The organism is Pontibacter lucknowensis, assembly GCF_900156415.1.
GTDB lineage: Bacteria > Bacteroidota > Bacteroidia > Cytophagales > Hymenobacteraceae > Pontibacter > Pontibacter lucknowensis.
On the sequence record NZ_FTNM01000006.1, the window covers coordinates 306,428 to 323,050 of the forward strand.

Sequence of the window (16,623 nt, forward strand, 5' to 3'; positions counted from 1 at the left end):
ACCCTATACCTTATATGGCTATCAATCAATTGAAAGCAGGCGCCTTGCTGTCTTATGCCTCTATCGGCATAAACAATATAGTGGGCCTGCTCTTTACACCTTTCATGTTGCGGATGCTGGGGAAATCAGAGTTTGGACTTTACTCTCTTGTCGCCTCCGTAGTAGCATACCTTACCGTGTTAGACCTGGGCCTGGGCAATGCAGTGGTTCGTTATACCGCCAAATACAGGGCACAAAACAGGCAACAGGAACAGTACTCCCTATTTGGTATGTTTTTGATGCTTTACTGTAGTATCAGTCTGCTCGTCATTCTGGCTGGTACCTTGCTGTATCATAATGTGGAAGTCCTGTTTGGCAACGCACTAACTGCGGCAGAACTCGAGAAAGCCCGCATAATGGTAGTGCTGTTGATCTTCAACCTGGCCGCTACGTTTCCACTCAGCATCTTTGGTTCGATCATAGTCGCCTATGAAAACTATGTATTTCAGAAGCTAGTTAATATTGTACGGGCTCTGATCACACCCTGCCTGATGATACCTTTGCTCCTGCTGGGATACAAAGCCATTGGTATTGTGTTGGTTATCACACTGTTGAATATCATCAGCTTACTCGTAAACTGCTGGTACTGTTTTACTAAGCTCAAGATCAAGCTGCATTTCAGAAAGATGGAGTGGCAAGTGCTGAAGGGAATTTCCACTTACTCCTTCTTTATTTTCCTGGGGGTGATAGTGGACAAAATCTATTGGAGCACCGGTCAGTTTGTGCTTGGCGTGGTAGCAGGTACTGCTGTGGTGGCTGTGTACGCTATTGCCGTGCAGCTGCAGATGTACTATATGAGCCTCTCGACTGCCATATCAGGTGTATTTTTACCAAAAATCACCGCCATGGTCGCACGCAACACCTCTGACAGGGAAGTGTCTGATCTGTTTATCCGGACAGGCAGGATACAGTTTATCGTGATGGCATTTGTCCTGAGTGTTTTTATTCTGTTCGGGAAAACCTTTATCATACTGTGGGCTGGGCCTGACTACGCCGATGCTTACCTGATCGCCGTGCTGCTGATGATTCCGCTGACGATTCCCTTGATACAGACCCTCGGCATTTCCATACTTCAGGCACGTAACCAGCACAAGTTCCGCTCGCTGGTTTATATTCTGGTGGCCACGGCAAGCCTGGCTATTAGCATTCCACTGGCCAAGGTATATGGAGGCATAGGCTGCGCCATCGGCACCTCATTCTCGCTTATTGTAGGCAATATCATCGTCATGAATATTTACTATTATAAGCGGGTGAGAATTGACATACCCCGCTTTTGGAGAGAGATAGGCTCCATGTCACTTCCTGTTATAGTATTAATACCAGTAGGTGTACTCCTCAACTATCTATCCCCTGAGGTTACTTTCATTTCACTATTCATAAAAGTACTAATTTTCAGTATTCTATACCTCAACGCAATCTGGTGGAAAGGGCTTAATAATTATGAAAGAGAGCTCTTTTGGGTACCTGCAAAGAAAGTAATTTCCAAAGTAAAACTTCACTACAATAACTAGCCTGATTATGAGCTCCCAAGTGATTCTCAAACAGACATACCAATTAAATACACAACAAGCAGCTGCAAATAAAATCATATTTGACGGCTACTATGGACAACTGAACACAGGTGATGATGCATTCGTAGAAGTTAGCGCTTGGGGAGCTGAGACTTACTGGAATACGGCGAATAACTTTTTTCTGGCAAAGTCACTTCCACTGATTAAGCATGAAGCCAGCCATTTTCAGAAGAAAATTTTTACCGGTCAACATGTCCTGGAGCAGCTATATCAGCTGATAAACACTAATGCGGTCATATCTTCCGGAGGATCAACATTTGAAAAGCCTCAGAAAATGCTACACATCCGCAATCTGTCTATTATTAAGAAAATACTAATCAAGAACTTTAAAATCGGTGCAATCGGGGTGTCACTAGGGCCTTATAAGAACGCCTCAGATGAAAAATCTATCATTGAATACCTGAAAAGACTGGATTTCCTGGCGCTTAGGGATGAGCACTCTTATCAACTGGCTTTAAGCTATCAACTCCCATACAAACCAGTCAATGCCTTTGATTTGGCAGCTTTACTTCCACGTATTTATGATCACTCCAAGCAGAGCCAGCGAGACTATTATCAGGAAAAGATCATTGGTGTTAGTGCATGTTTCTTTGAAAGGTACAGAGGTTATACAAACCTCTGTAACGAAGAGCGTAGGACAGGATACCTCAAGCAGCTTCTGCTAGAAGTATCCAAAATCACAAACGCAAAGCTCAGATTCTTCGAATTCAATGGGAACTCAACTGTGGGCGATCTGCAAATAACTGCTTCTATTATTGATTTCCTGAAGGAGAATAAGGTGAGCAATGTGGAACTTATACCTTATAATCCTAACATAAATCATATATACAATAAGGTTTTAGAGTGTAACCTAATGATATCGGTGAGGCTGCATGCATCTATGTTTGCCTGCTTTGGCAACGTTCCGTTTTTTCTACTGGAGTATCACAGAAAATGCAGCGACTTTTTGGAGAGTGTAGGATATAAGGAGGCTTACAGAATCGGAGATGGTATGCAGGAAATTCAAAAAACAATCGGACAAATTATTTCAATTCTGGAAGACCCAAATAGGTATACACCTCCTACTAAGCTGGAGAATTGCAAACAGAAAGCATTGATGAACTTCACATCTATTTCGCTATAACAGAAAAGCCAGCTTCTGAAGCTGGCTTTTCTGTTATAGCGAATGCTAATAAATTAAGCTGGAGAAGGTATCCTCCTACTATGATCTCCACCGTATTTTAATTCATCTTTAGCTAACTCTGGTAACCTGAATTTCAACATGATTGGTTTCCAAACACCCGTCATACGGCAGATGTTCTCCGCCAGTGATGCTCCTTCCAGCAGTCCAAAACGAGGCAGACAGAATGTGTTTTTCAACTCTTCTGAAGTGATGTGACGAGGTTCGCTTGAAAATGCCAGCTTATACCCCAGCTCTTTTAGTGCGCGCATCTCGCGGTCCCCAAAATCACCATTAGGGTACGCAAAGTATTTCACCTCTTTTCCTATCCAGGATTCCAGCTTAAGTTTTGAGATTAACAGTTCATTGTAGAGCTGTTCATTCCTGCAATTGACCAGGATAGGATGCGTATGCGTGTGCCCTCCTATGGTGACATACTTCGATTTAGAAATTTGTTTTATCTGCTTGATTGTCATCGCCTGCCTTTCTACTTTTGTTTGTCGCTTTATTTCATTGATTAAAGCAGCCCGCTTGTCATTCATTATCAGTTTTAATGAGGATTTGGAAGGTATAGTGATTTTGAGGTCTTTGGCCTTCTCAAGGTAAGACCACCAGTAGGCTCCCTCCTCTACCGCCTCCGTAGATACAAATATGGTGACAGGCACCTGGTATTTTTCTGCTACAGCCACCAGATTGGATACATTTCCTCTCCAACCGTCATCTGCTGTCATGAGTACTGCACCTTTTGGCAGCGGGAGGTTTTTATCTATAATGTTCTTTAAATCTTCGGGACTAATAAAAGTGAACCCATTATGCTTCAGCCACTTGACGCAAGCTTCGAACTCCTTCTTGGAGGGATCATGAAAGTACATTGATAAAATGTGGTCCGCTTTCATTGCTCTTCCTTTAGCCCTCTTTACAAATCCGCACATTATCAGCAGGTTTGCCAACAACCAGGTGAATACGTTTCTGATACTCAGTTCCATGTGAAATGCCGTTATGAATTTAGTAGTATGATTAATTGCACAATAGTATGCTCAATGCGATGAGCAGGAACCCAGCGCTAATTTTATGATCAGTACTATAACCCGATCTATAAATCAGAGTTGGTTTTATCATTTGTTCTCTGTGACCGCATACTCTCATATGAAGCCAGCTCATTCCCCACTCTTACATTATCAAAATATATAACTCTTTTTTCTGACGCAGTTCTGCTATTGTTCCACTTTGCTTTATACACGCCAACTTTCCAATAGGGCATTTTTTTATCTTCAAAATGATTGCGCCCACTGTAAGAAACACGTTTTACCCCGTTGTGCCACACCTCCAGTATTGCATCGGAGCCAGCAGAATGGATAATATGGAAAACAAACTCGTGCCATACATCCTTTGTCAAAGGAGCGAGCTCCATGACCTTCCACTTATCTTCCTTGGTATTGTGACGCACCCTGAGGTAAATAACATTGTCTACAGTGCGCAGTGAAATTGGAGGACTTCCTTCCTGGTGCCACTGGCTAATAAGTTCATTAGAAGAATCCGGGGCATAACCATCTTCAGGAAACATGACGGCAAAGCTATACCACATCTCTTTATCTGTCACCCTGTCAACCACGAACAACTCAGACCGCATCCCCCGATGAATCATCGGGTCAGATGCACGCAGTTCAAACCTTGCGACCTTATTTTCATTGTTTAATGGATCAGTTACTACGCGGAAGCCATGCTCTGTATCTGTCTGCAAATTGACAGCAGTATGAAGCGGGTCACTCCCCTCAAAGGTTTCTTCAAAAAGCAGATGGTTCCTCAGAGGCTTTTCCTCTGCCGTACGCCAGAAGACAGACTTAGATCTATGGCTTATTTTCGCTATTTGATTTTGTAGATCTGAAACGCTCACATAGTTATGTTGTAGCGAAAAGGCTGGGTATGGGCTATCATATCTTAGAGTACTCCAGCCGAGTATACTAACAACAGCAACCAACCCAACTATATACTCCCTCATCATGTGTCTTTTTCGCTTCACTATTTAGCATCAATGCTGCTTGTGTTCAATAAGCACTCTTATGTGTTTTCCTGCTGAAAATAGTTTTATAGATTATCCTGATGTCAAGCCAAAGAGACCATTTCTCCATGTACCACAGATCGTGCATCGTTCTTTGTTTGCGCTGCTCGTCAGTTTCGGTTGGACCTCTCCAGCCGTTTACCTGTGCCCAGCCTGTGATGCCAGGCTTAAAGTAATGTCTAATCATATACTTATCCACACTTTCCTGAAGTTTCTGGTTCAGGAAACTCCTGTGAGGACGCGGTCCAACTACACTCATATCTCCAAGGAGCACATTCATAAATTGTGGCAATTCATCAAGACTATACTTTCTGAGGATCCTGCCCAATTTGGTTATTCGTGGGTCATCTTTCTGGGTGGACTTTGTGCCACCTGTTGAAGCGTCATTCTCACGCATACTTCTGAACTTAAACACTTTAAATGGTCTTCCACCCTTCCCGATCCTTATAGGGCAGTAAAACACCGGACCAGGTGAGTCCAGTTTAATCAGGATGGCAAGCACCACAATCAGAGGGGAAAGTGCCAGAAGCGCAAAGGCTGAGAAAACTTTATCAAAAGTATTTTTCAAGAAGAATGCGTAAGTTTCATCAAGAGGTAGCTGCCGGACATTGATAGCATCAAGTTCACCATACCTGGTCACCTTATAATTTTCCCCAAACAGACCTCTGTAATCTGGTATATACTTTACCCGCACGCCATGATAATCAGCTGCCGTAATGATACTCTGTATTTTTTTCGAAACTTTAACAGGAATCGCAATAACGATTTCGTCAACAGGGTTATTTCTGAGGTAATCGTTTATATGATCCAGATCCCCTACTACCCTATCCTCTCCTACTATACATTCTTCTTTCTTACACTTAATGAATCCTTTAAGCTTGACGTGTGATCCATTATGCCGCAAAAGGTGCTTCTCCACAGTGCCGGCCATATCCCCAACACCAGCTACAAGCGTGTATTTCGTATTGCTATTGCTGCTACGCAAATGGTCAATTGTATTGACTACTAGTAGGTTTACAGGTATCCCTAGTATCGGAAAACCCAGCACAATAGCTGCTACTATGTTCTTTGTCTCTACTGAAAATGGAAGAAATGTATAGAAAGCAATTACAAAACCGATCAGAAGAATGTAGATCTTAATATAGTTCACCACCCGTAAGTTGATCCTATTGTACAACTCTGATTCCTGTAACCTGATCCAGTAACTAATCAGAGTCCAGGTAAACACGGTGCCAATCAGCACGATCCATGCGGTTTGCTGATATTCTTTATCATTGATAAAATATAAAGCGAAGCACGAGATAAGAACGATAGTAAACATATCCCCTCCGAGGTAGAGTATGGGAAGTCTTTGTTTTGATTTAATCATAATCTTAAACTAAAATCAAATGGGCAACATACACGCAGAATGGTTTCTACTCAATAAATTGGGTACACTATGTCAGCGATGAAATACTTCTGATAAACGGGTATAACTTAGCCAATAGAAGGAGTAACTTCTTTCTACCTTACGACTTTCTGGCTGCCATCCCTAGGGTTTAATAGATTATGTAGCTTTACTAGATCTTACTCGCTTGGTGTCCGATAAAAAGCCAGGATTGAGGTGTATGACAGATATGAAAGTATAGTTCTTTTCCATAGACATTGTAGTGTAAAAGTTCAAACATTAGTATCTCTCAGATACTCAATCAATAGGCTCTTTCGGAGTTCTTTATGTATATAAGTAATTATAGAAAAATTGTTACAACTCAAATAATATTATTTATGCATTATTTATATGAATTTTATATTTAGTATACTTAATTTAATAAAATTAGGTGCTAACTTTTTATTTTTATTAGGAAACAGCCTTTATTTAAGGGTAAACGGAATTTGCAACTAATAAAGGACTGATATTTTTTTTCAATGGTGATTACTATCAGACGGGATGCATTATGATACAGTAATCCGGTTATCAGTGTTATTTAACAAACACATCCCTTCAAATATTACCAGAATAAAAGCTTGGATCTTAACATAGCTTGTACATTATTAAACAGCTATATAGCTTGCAGGTAAGTCAGGCGATATTCAATTCGAATTAAAACACCGGACAAAAAAAGAGCAGCTGACATTGGTCAGCTGCTCTTTTTAGTGATGCCTACTAAGAGGCGTTATAATATGCTATTAGTTTTTAACAGTAAAGCTATAAGTTACTGGCGTACCTGCAGTACCCGAACCGTTGCTGCCTGAGTAAGGCGTAGCTGTCAGGGTGTAAGTGCCGGCAGGCATGGTCAGGTTACCATAGTAGTAGTTACCTCTTCCGTCGTCACCGAACAGTGCATGCGGGGCAGCGTTGTCAGTATAGGTGCGGCTCATGGCGCCTTTCAGCTCGAACTTAACACTGCCTACGCCGGCGTTCAGATCAGCGCGGAAGTTAAGCTTTGTTGTACCCAAAGCGCTGAAGCTTAAAGTAGCACCGTTAGTCAGCTTTAATACGTCTTTCTCTGTACCTGCATTTACAAGTGTGATACCAGCAACCTGCGATGTAGTAGTACTAGGCGCAGTAGTAGTTGTCGGTGATGTAGTTGTAGTAGGAGCTGGCTGTGACACTACTGTTGTCGTGCTACCCGAAGAAGACATCTCGTTGAAGCTCGCACGCTCGTTACCCACACGGATATTGTCGAAGTAGAGCACACGCTTAGTGGTTGAGGTGGAGCCGCTGTTCCAGGAAGCCTTGTAGATACCGATCTTCCAGTTAGGCATCTTCGTGTCGTACATGTTGCCGCCCTTGTGGGTGAGGATCTTGGTGCCGTTGCGCCAGATCTCGATCAGGCCGTCCGAGCCGTAAGAGTGGATGAAGTGGAACACGTACTCCTGCCAGGTGTCCTTGGTGATCTGGCCCAGGTCGATCTCCTTCAGGGAGCTGGCGTTGTTGCCCGTGCGCAGGATCAAACGGTCCTGGCGAACGCGCAGCGAGGTGGCCTGCGTGCTGCCAGAGGTCTGCCACCACTGGCTGATCAGCTCAGAGCCGGAGTCAGAGGCGTAGTCCTTGGCCGGGAAGTAGGCAGCGAAGCTGTACCAGCGGTCCTTGTTGGTGGCCGGGTCGGCCACGATCACCTCGGCGCGGGTGCCGTTGGCTACCAGTGCATCACCGCTGCGCAGCTCAAAACGGCCAGACTTGGCGCCGCGGAAAACCGGGTTGGTGACCATCTGAAAAGCATACGATGTGCCGAACTGCTTGTGGCGACCGGCGAAGGCCGTGCTGCCCTCGAAGGTCTCCTCGAATATGTGGTTGGCGGTCGCGTTCTGAGAGGTCTCAGCGCTCATCGCTGCTGAAGGAGAAAGCTCCTCCATTTCTTTTTTCTCGCATGAAAAGGCTAGGGCGCCGGCCAGCATTGGCAGCACCATGTTGCGGAATCTCAATTTCATCTTGTTTTGGCTAAAGTTGAAAATTTAATTGGCTAAAAATTTAATTAATGTTGGTACTTTCTATATAATATTACTTGCTAAACTCTTTTATTAACTAATAAGGTGCTTTTGAAACCAGATTGGATAAGCAATAGTATTTAACCTAACCCCGGATCCTTTTTTATCAATCTTAGCTTTCTGCTTATTTATTTAATGATCAATATTTTAGAACACTAATCAATCAAGAAACCAAACCACTTATTTATTGGATATTTTTCTCAATCGACAGTCACAAATGTAAATGACTTTTATCAACTTTTAAAAGCGGTCATCCTCAAAAAAAGTGATTTTCTTAGTTATTTCAGATTTATAATAATTTAAATTATATAAAATGACTTGTTTTGCATGTAACTTTATATATATAAAAAAACAACTATTGGGATCCTATATTGAATTATATCCAAGTAAACTTTAACCCTTTCTTATGTTCCGGTACTTAGTTTACATATTGAAATTTTCAAAATAGGCTTTCAGGAATAGAGTGAATTCTGCATTTTACTCCTTATTAAGCACGTCCTGTGTTAAACATACTCGGTAACAAGGCGTGTGTGTTCTATATAGTAGTTATCAAGATTGGATTTTTCAAAAATCATGAAACCCTCCACTTAACCTATTGTCAGTTATGCACTTATAAAAAAAGCAGCTGACCAATGGCCAGCTGCTTTGAAGTAGTATACCTTACAAGGTATCGTTCTGGAAATCTAGTTTTTAACAGTGAAGCTGTAAGTAACCGGTGTACCTGCAGTACCTGAACCATTGCTGCCTGAGTAAGGCGTAGCTGTCAGGGTGTAAATGCCGGCAGGCATGGTCAGGTTACCATAGTAGTAGTTACCTCTTCCGTCGTCACCGAACAGTGCATGCGGGGCAGCATTGTCAGTGTAGGTGCGGTTCATGGCGCCCTTCAGCTCGAACTTCACACTGCCTACACCAGACTGAAGGTCAGCACGGAAGTTAAACTTCTTTGTACCTAAAGCGCTGAAGCTAAGTGAAGCACCGTTAGCCAGTTTCATTACGTCTTTCTCTGTGTGCGCATCAACCAGTGTAAGGCTTGATATCTGTGAAGAAGTTGATGTGCTTGGAGCAGTTGTTACTGGCTCAGAAGGAGTTGGTGCAGGAACTGGCGCTACCGGAGAAGTCTCCGCTGTCGAACCTGATCCAGACTCAACGATATTGAAGCTTACTGTCACCGGTGTGCCGGCCGTACCAGAGCCATTTGAACCAGAGTATGATGTAACTGTCAGGGTATAGCTTCCAGTTGGCATAGTCAGGTTGCCATAGTAGTAGTTACCTCTTCCGTCGTCACCAAATAACGCATAAGGTGCTGCATTATCAGTATAGGTGCGGCCCATGGCACCTTTCAGCTCAAACTTCACGCTACCTACTGTTGAAGGATCAACATTTGAACGGAAGTTAAACTTTTTGGTGCGCAACTCACTGAAGCTCAGTGTAGAACCATTTGTAACTGTCATCACGTCTTTCTCAGTACCAGCGTCTACCAGAATTACACTATGTGCTCCTGTCGCCGGAGTACTACCACCTGTGTTTGTATCAGGTGTAGGAGTTGGTGTTGGAGCAGGCTCAGTTGGTGCTGGAGCTGGCGCAGTTTCTACCGGTGCAGTTGTGTTACTGCCCGAAGAAGACATCTCGTTGAAGCTCGCACGCTCGTTACCCACACGGATATTGTCGAAGTAGAGCACACGCTTAGTGGTTGAGGTGGAGCCGCTGTTCCAGGAAGCCTTGTAGATACCGATCTTCCAGTTAGGCATCTTCGTGTCGTACATGTTGCCGCCCTTGTGGGTGAGGATCTTGGTGCCGTTGCGCCAGATCTCGATCAGGCCGTCCGAGCCGTAAGAGTGGATGAAGTGGAACACGTACTCCTGCCAGGTGTCCTTGGTGATCTGGCCCAGGTCGATCTCCTTCAGGGAGCTGGCGTTGTTGCCCGTGCGCAGGATCAAACGGTCCTGGCGAACGCGCAGCGAGGTGGCCTGCGTGCTGCCAGAGGTCTGCCACCACTGGCTGATCAGCTCAGAGCCGGAGTCAGAGGCGTAGTCCTTGGCCGGGAAGTAGGCAGCGAAGCTGTACCAGCGGTCCTTGTTGGTGGCCGGGTCGGCCACGATCACCTCGGCGCGGGTGCCGTTGGCTACCAGTGCATCACCGCTGCGCAGCTCAAAACGGCCAGACTTGGCGCCGCGGAAAACCGGGTTGGTGACCATCTGAAAAGCATACGATGTGCCGAACTGCTTGTGGCGACCGGCGAAGGCCGTGCTGCCCTCGAAGGTCTCCTCGAATATGTGGTTGGCGGTCGCGTTCTGAGAGGTCTCAGCGCTCATCGCTGCTGAAGGAGAAAGCTCCTCCATTTCTTTTTTCTCGCATGAAAAGGCTAGGGCGCCGGCCAGCATTGGCAGCACCATGTTGCGGAATCTCAATTTCATCTTGTTTTGGCTAAAGTTGAAAATTTAATAATTGGTTATTGTATTTTTACTACTAAGGATAATTCTCTATAAAGCACTAGCAGCCAATGCTTTTAGTAAGTTTAACAAAAATTTTATATGGCAATTAGAATTTGCCCACACTTAAAAGTCTCATCATACACACTCTCATTTAAGGTTTTACATCCTCTTCCAAGTTGCTCTCAACGAATTTATCCGCTTCATTCATTTTGAATATTTTCGTTAATAGCGTTTGACAAATGTAAAAGACTTAATTTCAAAAATGAAAATCCACTAGCTCTAAAACCACTTATTTCCACCAAGTTTCTTATTTAATATTATTTAAGCACAAAAAATCGTGTAACTATTTCATATATACTATATAAAATCACTTCTTTAACCTCGTTTTAATTTATAACTTTTCAATTATAAAATTTATCAGATAAATAAATATTGACTTATATGTATAACTAAATCAAATCTTTAACGCACATAACATATTCAGGATATTGGATACACTTTATCACAAAATCCAACTAAATATTTCAGTGCAAAACGCACTGTATTCCATAACACAAGACAAATTAGGACAAAACGAATAACACTTCCAGATTATTATATTCAACAGGTAATCTTTTTCACATTGATGAAAGGAATTTATGGAGGCGGCCCAATGACTGAAGTTCAGATTTGTTTATTAAATCACAGTATTTGAGATCCTAAGCACGAGGCAGTAGTATACTCGACATGACGAATGGCAAAGCATCAGATTCAGAGGAAGGCTTAGCCGAAATTCTTAAGTCTGACCAGAACATTTTAGGCAAATCAGAGTAATAATGGTTATATTATTATAAAAATTTGAAATATGCCTATAGCTACGCAGGAGTGGGAATGGGAGATTGGTAGCAAAACCAGCGTATGGAATCATAGTTTAAATGAGCTTTGGTCCTATCGTCATCTGCTTGTTGGTTTAATAAGGCGCAACTTTATACTCAACTACCAGCAGACTGTTTTAGGCCCCATCTGGATCTTGTTTCAACCGGTTCTGACACTGGTAACTTTTGTGGTCGTCTTTCATAAAATCGCCGGCATCTCTACTGGCACCTTACCACCTGTTCTGTTCTATGCTGCAGGTATAGTGCTCTGGAATTTCCTGAGCGACAGTTTTACCGGCACGGCCAGCACATTCAAGGAAAATGTGCAGGTTTTCAGTAAAGTTTACTTCCCCCGTATCATCATGCCTATATCGGTAATCGGTACACAGTTACTGCGCTTTGCGATGCAATTGCTTATGTTCCTGGCAATCGTCTTATACTATAGCATCACAACAGATTTACAGCTACAGACAGGGCTCTGGCTCTTAGCGTTTCCTGTGGCAATTCTGCTGACGGCAGCCATCAGCCTGGGTATGGGTCTGCTGTTCTCTATCCTCACAGCCAAGTACCGCGACATGTCAAATCTTGTGGCATTAGGCATTCGGCTTCTCATGTTTGTAACACCGGTTATCTACCCCCTGGCGGCCGTTCCTGAGAACATGCGCTGGCTGGTAGAACTGAACCCCATTACCCCTGTCTTTGAGCTGTTCCGATTGTCGATCCTGGGGGAAGGCACCTTAACGCCGGTCCATTTCATCTATAGCCTGTTCTTTACAGTTGTGCTACTTACAGGCTCTATGCTGCTTTTCAATAAGCAGGGTGATAAACTGATCGATGTAGTCTAAATCTGCGCCACATGTCTGAAACTGTTATAGAAATAGAAAACCTGTACAAGATGTATCGCCTCGGCGTGATTGGTACCGGCTCGTTCAAGCAGGACTTGCAGCGCTGGTGGACCGCTAATGTTCTTCGCAAAGAGGATCCATTCTTTCAGGTCAACCATGAGTGCCAGCACAAAGCGTTGCCTGATACTATCATGGCATTGCAGGACATCAACCTGGAGGTAAAACACGGAGAGGCGATCGGTATTATAGGCAAGAATGGCTCTGGCAAGTCCACCCTACTCAAAATAATCTCCCGGATTGTACGCCCTACACACGGCGTAGTGCGAGGTAAGGGCAAGGTAAGCAGCTTGCTGGAAGTGGGCACAGGCTTTCACCAGGAGCTTACCGGCAGAGAGAACATTTACATCAGTGGGTATATACTAGGTATGAGCAAACCTGAGATCAAGCGCAAGTTCGATGAGATCGTTGCCTTTTCAGGGGTTGAGCAGTTTATCGACACTCCTGTCAAGCGTTATTCATCGGGTATGTATGTGCGGCTGGCATTTGCTGTCGCAGCCCACCTGGAACCAGATATTCTGATCGTGGATGAAGTTCTGGCGGTGGGTGACGCTGATTTTCAGAAAAAGTGCCTCGGCAAAATGAGGGAGGTCTCTCAGGCAGAGGGCAGAACGATCCTCTTTGTGAGCCACAGCATGCAAGCCATCAAAAACCTGTGCGACAAAGCAGTATGGTTGAACCAGGGCAAAATGCAGGCATTTGGTCCTTCGACCACCGTAGTAAACAAGTACCTGACCAGCACCCAGGACGCCCACCTCCTGCAGGTATGGCAAACACCGGACGAAGCTCCCGGAAATGATCTGGTACGCATGCGGTCAGTAGAGCTAGAGCCTCAGCTTGCAACTCCCGATGCGCCACTCGATATCCGTACACCACTCACAGTCCGGGTTCAATTCTGGAACATGCAGGAGGAAGCTGTTCTGAGTATTGGTCTGCACTTGTTCACAGCAGGCGGCGAATGCATTTTTGACCTCCCCTCCCCGGCTGTTACCTGCGCCAAAGGCCTCGTTGAGGGCGAGTGTACGATACCTGGCAACTTTCTGAATGACGGTTCCTACTACATTTCGGTCATCATCGTGCGGGATACCTCCATTTCGCTTTACTACCACGAAGAGTGCCTCAGGTTCGAACTGGAGGACTATCGTGAGAATATTCAGTGGTACGGCAAGTGGTGGGGCGCCGTGCGCCCTCAGTTTCCCATCCAGCTGCGGCAGGCAGAGATCATGATTCCGCAGGAAGGCATTTAAACTACACCCTATGCGTAACCATTTACCCTATCAGATCAGCCACATCTACCTGCACGAAGGACTGTCACTTCCTTCTCTGTCCACCCATGATCAAGGCAATTACCTTGTTTTTTGGTGGCATGACGTGGCTTTAGGACATGTTTTTGTAGCCCCCCAGCAAAGCTTAACAGAGACAAGCTATCACGACAAATTGATAGAGGCGATTTCGCCTGCCATAACATTTTATAAGAATCAGGCGAAAATGTCTCCAACTGCCTGGAAAGAGTGGGTTTATCAAAAGAAATCACTCGCTTTGGAAACGAGGCTGAACAACCTGTTTTCTCCGGTTTCACAGGATGCTATACCTGACAGGGTGCCGATAGCAGCGGTTATTTGCACCCGCGACAGGCCTTCTCAACTGCAGAACTGTCTGTCTATGTTGCTAAGCCTACCCTGCCGTCCGCAAGAGATCATTGTCGTTGACAATGCCCCTTCAAATGACGCATCAGCAGAGGTTGTAAAGCAGTTCGGGGAGGTAACTTACATAAAGGAGCCGCGCCCAGGGCTTGATATTGCCAGAAACACAGGCGCAAGAGATGCCCAGGCTTCGATCGTCGCCTATGTGGACGATGATGTCACGGTTCATCCCTTGTGGGCCTACCAGGTATGGAAAACTTTTCAGGATCCAGGTATAGCGGCTATGACTGGCCTGGTGATCGCATCTGAATTAAAAACCGAAGCGCAGTTTATTTTTGAGAAGCACTGGAGTTTTAACCGGGGCTACACAGACATCTTCTATACGCCCGACTTTATACAGGCCACACTGTCACAGGGGCCGCCAGTCTGGGTGATCGGGGCCGGGGCAAACATGGCTTTCAGGAAAGAGTTATTTGAACAGGTAGGGTATTTTGATGAACTTCTGGATGTGGGCGCGGCCGGCTGTAGTGGCGATTCCGAGATGTGGTATAGAATCCTGATCAAGGGGTATACTATACACTACAACCCTAGGGCGATCGCTTATCATGAGCACCGCAGGGAGATCGAAGGACTGAAGAAGCAGATTTTCTACTATATGCGGGGGCACGCCGCTGCTGCTCTGATCCAGCAACGCCAACAGAAGGCGGGCTACATCAGGCACCTGTTCTGGCGATTGCCCAAGCAGTACGCACAGCTCTTAAAATCAGGCTTCCCTAACTACCGCTATCGTCACAAAACACTCTTTGTAGAAATGCTCGGTGTGTTATCCGGACTAAATTATTATTTCAAAAACAGGCAGCATGCCAGACAGTAGGTATGAGCAAAAAAGGTCCTCAGTTGAACCCGTTGGTGTCCGTTGTAATACCCTGTTACAACCAGGGACACTTTTTGGCTGGAGCGATTGAAAGTGCGCTCACGCAGGACTATCCTGCTGTAGAGGTAGTGGTAGTGGATGACGGATCTACTGACTTTACGAAGGAGATAGCAGGCGCATACCGTGCTGTCAAATATGTATACCAGCCTAACCAGGGGCTGTCATCGGCCCGGAACACAGGAATAAAAAACGCTTCCGGCGACTTCCTGCTTTTCCTGGATGCAGACGACTGGCTCCTGCCGGGCGCCATAACGACCAATGTAGCATATCTGCTCCGACATGAGCAGCTGGCCTTTGTGTCGGGCGCTCACCATAAAGTATATGTGGAAGAAGGTCTCGTCAAAGAAGAGACATCTCAGGTCAGCGCGGACCACTACCTGCACTTACTACAGGGCAACTACATAGGCATGATCTCGACAGTGCTTTTCCGCAAATGGGTGTTCTCAGAGTTTCAGTACGATACTATGCTGCGGAACTGCGAAGACTATGACCTATACCTGAAGATAACCAGAAAATACCCGGTATTCCATCACCAGGAAAAGATCGCGGCCTATCGTATACACACGGCCAATATGTCAAACAACATTCCGGCTATGCTGGGAGGTGTGTTGAGGGTGCTGGATCGCCAGAAAGTAGAACTGAAATCTGAAAGTGAGCAGAAGGCCTACCTGCGCGGACAGGAAGTGTGGCGAAGCTACTACTGCTCTGAATTATGGAAAAGCCTCGGTCAACCGAAAGGCACTGTTTCGACAGAAAGTCTTCAGTTCCTGAAGCTGCACAGACCGCCACTATATTATAAATACATCCTGAAAAAAAACACAGCCATGTTTAAAGCTCAAGTTAAAAAATACGCGCCTGCCTTCACACTCAGAATGCTGCACAGCATAGGGCTGTACAACAACCATGTTCCTGCTCCGGGAGCGGTTGAATTGGGAGACTTTGACAGAGTCACCCCATTCAGCAAAGAATTTGGCTATGACCGTGGAGGTCCCGTGGACCGGCATTACATCGAGGGTTTCCTTCGCAGCGAATCGCAGTGCATACAAGGCAATGTGCTCGAGATCGGCGACAATGCCTATACCTTGCAGTTCGGTGGAAAGCAGGTCACCAAAAGCGACATCCTGCATGTGGACTCGACAAACAAAGCCGCGACCTATATTGGTGATATAAGCGATGCCCCACACATACCTGACAGTATGTTTGATTGCATCATCCTCACCCAGACCCTGCATCTGATCTACGATTTTAAGGCTGCACTCCGTACCTGCCACCGAATACTGAAGCCGGGGGGCGTCCTGCTGCTTACTGTCCCGGGTATCACTCCGATTGACCATGGCGAATGGAAGGACACCTGGTACTGGGCTTTTACAGACAAAGCCATGCGCAAAGTCATGGACGAAACATTCCCGGAGAGCCAGGTGAAGGTTGGCACTTATGGCAACGTACTGACGGCTGCCGCTTTTCTGTATGGCATGGGCCTGCAGGAGGTGCCGCCGACCAAACTCAACTTTCATGATCCGCATTACCAGGTGATCGTGACAGTGAAAGCCCAAAAGCTGTAG

11 protein-coding genes are annotated in these 16,623 nt (G+C 45.2%); 6 read left to right on the forward strand and 5 right to left on the reverse strand.

The genetic code is table 11. The features are described 5' to 3' along the window. Positions 1 to 14 precede the first annotated feature (14 nt). Both BW972_RS18070 and BW972_RS18075 read left to right on the forward strand, forming a co-directional pair. On the forward strand, positions 15 to 1,550 hold the full coding sequence (locus tag BW972_RS18070) for an oligosaccharide flippase family protein (protein ID WP_076423151.1): 1,536 nt from the start codon (positions 15 to 17) through the stop codon (positions 1,548 to 1,550). 7 nt (positions 1,551 to 1,557) lie between these two features. Then, entirely contained in the window at positions 1,558 to 2,733 is a 1,176-nt protein-coding gene (locus tag BW972_RS18075) for a polysaccharide pyruvyl transferase family protein (protein WP_076423152.1), read from the forward strand. A 53-nt stretch (positions 2,734 to 2,786) separates the two neighbouring features. Here the strand turns inward: BW972_RS18075 and BW972_RS18080 are convergent, their stop codons facing one another. The 5 genes from BW972_RS18080 to BW972_RS18100 all read right to left on the reverse strand — a co-directional run bounded on the left by BW972_RS18080 (position 2,787) and on the right by BW972_RS18100 (position 10,710). Continuing rightward, entirely contained in the window at positions 2,787 to 3,755 is a 969-nt protein-coding gene (locus BW972_RS18080) for a polysaccharide deacetylase family protein (RefSeq protein ID WP_076423153.1), read from the reverse strand. 107 nt (positions 3,756 to 3,862) lie between these two features. Then, positions 3,863 to 4,663 carry a polysaccharide lyase family 20 protein gene (locus BW972_RS18085; protein WP_159439872.1) on the reverse strand — a complete coding sequence of 267 codons (801 nt, stop codon included), beginning with the start codon at positions 4,661 to 4,663 and terminating at the stop codon, positions 3,863 to 3,865. 151 nt (positions 4,664 to 4,814) lie between these two features. After that, positions 4,815 to 6,197, reverse strand: coding sequence for an undecaprenyl-phosphate glucose phosphotransferase (locus tag BW972_RS18090; protein ID WP_076423155.1), 1,383 nt, complete (start codon positions 6,195 to 6,197; stop codon positions 4,815 to 4,817). Positions 6,198 to 6,994: 797 nt separating this feature from the next. Next, entirely contained in the window at positions 6,995 to 8,239 is a 1,245-nt protein-coding gene (locus BW972_RS18095; protein WP_076423156.1) for a polysaccharide lyase family 20 protein, read from the reverse strand. 740 nt (positions 8,240 to 8,979) lie between these two features. Then, a complete protein-coding gene (locus tag BW972_RS18100; protein WP_076423157.1) occupies positions 8,980 to 10,710 on the reverse strand; it encodes a polysaccharide lyase family 20 protein in 1,731 nt (576 codons plus the stop codon). An 862-nt stretch (positions 10,711 to 11,572) separates the two neighbouring features. Here BW972_RS18100 and BW972_RS18105 point away from each other — a divergent pair. The 4 genes from BW972_RS18105 to BW972_RS18120 are packed head-to-tail and all read left to right on the forward strand — an operon-like array spanning position 11,573 to position 16,623. Further along, entirely contained in the window at positions 11,573 to 12,427 is an 855-nt protein-coding gene (locus BW972_RS18105; RefSeq protein WP_076423158.1) for an ABC transporter permease, read from the forward strand. A gap of 11 nt (positions 12,428 to 12,438) precedes the next feature. Beyond that, complete coding sequence (locus tag BW972_RS18110; protein ID WP_076423159.1) at positions 12,439 to 13,731, forward strand: ABC transporter ATP-binding protein; 1,293 nt, start codon at positions 12,439 to 12,441, stop codon at positions 13,729 to 13,731. A gap of 10 nt (positions 13,732 to 13,741) precedes the next feature. Further along, positions 13,742 to 15,001, forward strand: coding sequence for a glycosyltransferase family 2 protein (locus BW972_RS18115; RefSeq protein ID WP_076423160.1), 1,260 nt, complete (start codon positions 13,742 to 13,744; stop codon positions 14,999 to 15,001). A gap of 2 nt (positions 15,002 to 15,003) precedes the next feature. Beyond that, positions 15,004 to 16,623: a glycosyltransferase gene (locus BW972_RS18120; protein ID WP_076423161.1), complete on the forward strand. Its 1,620-nt coding sequence runs from the start codon at positions 15,004 to 15,006 to the stop codon at positions 16,621 to 16,623.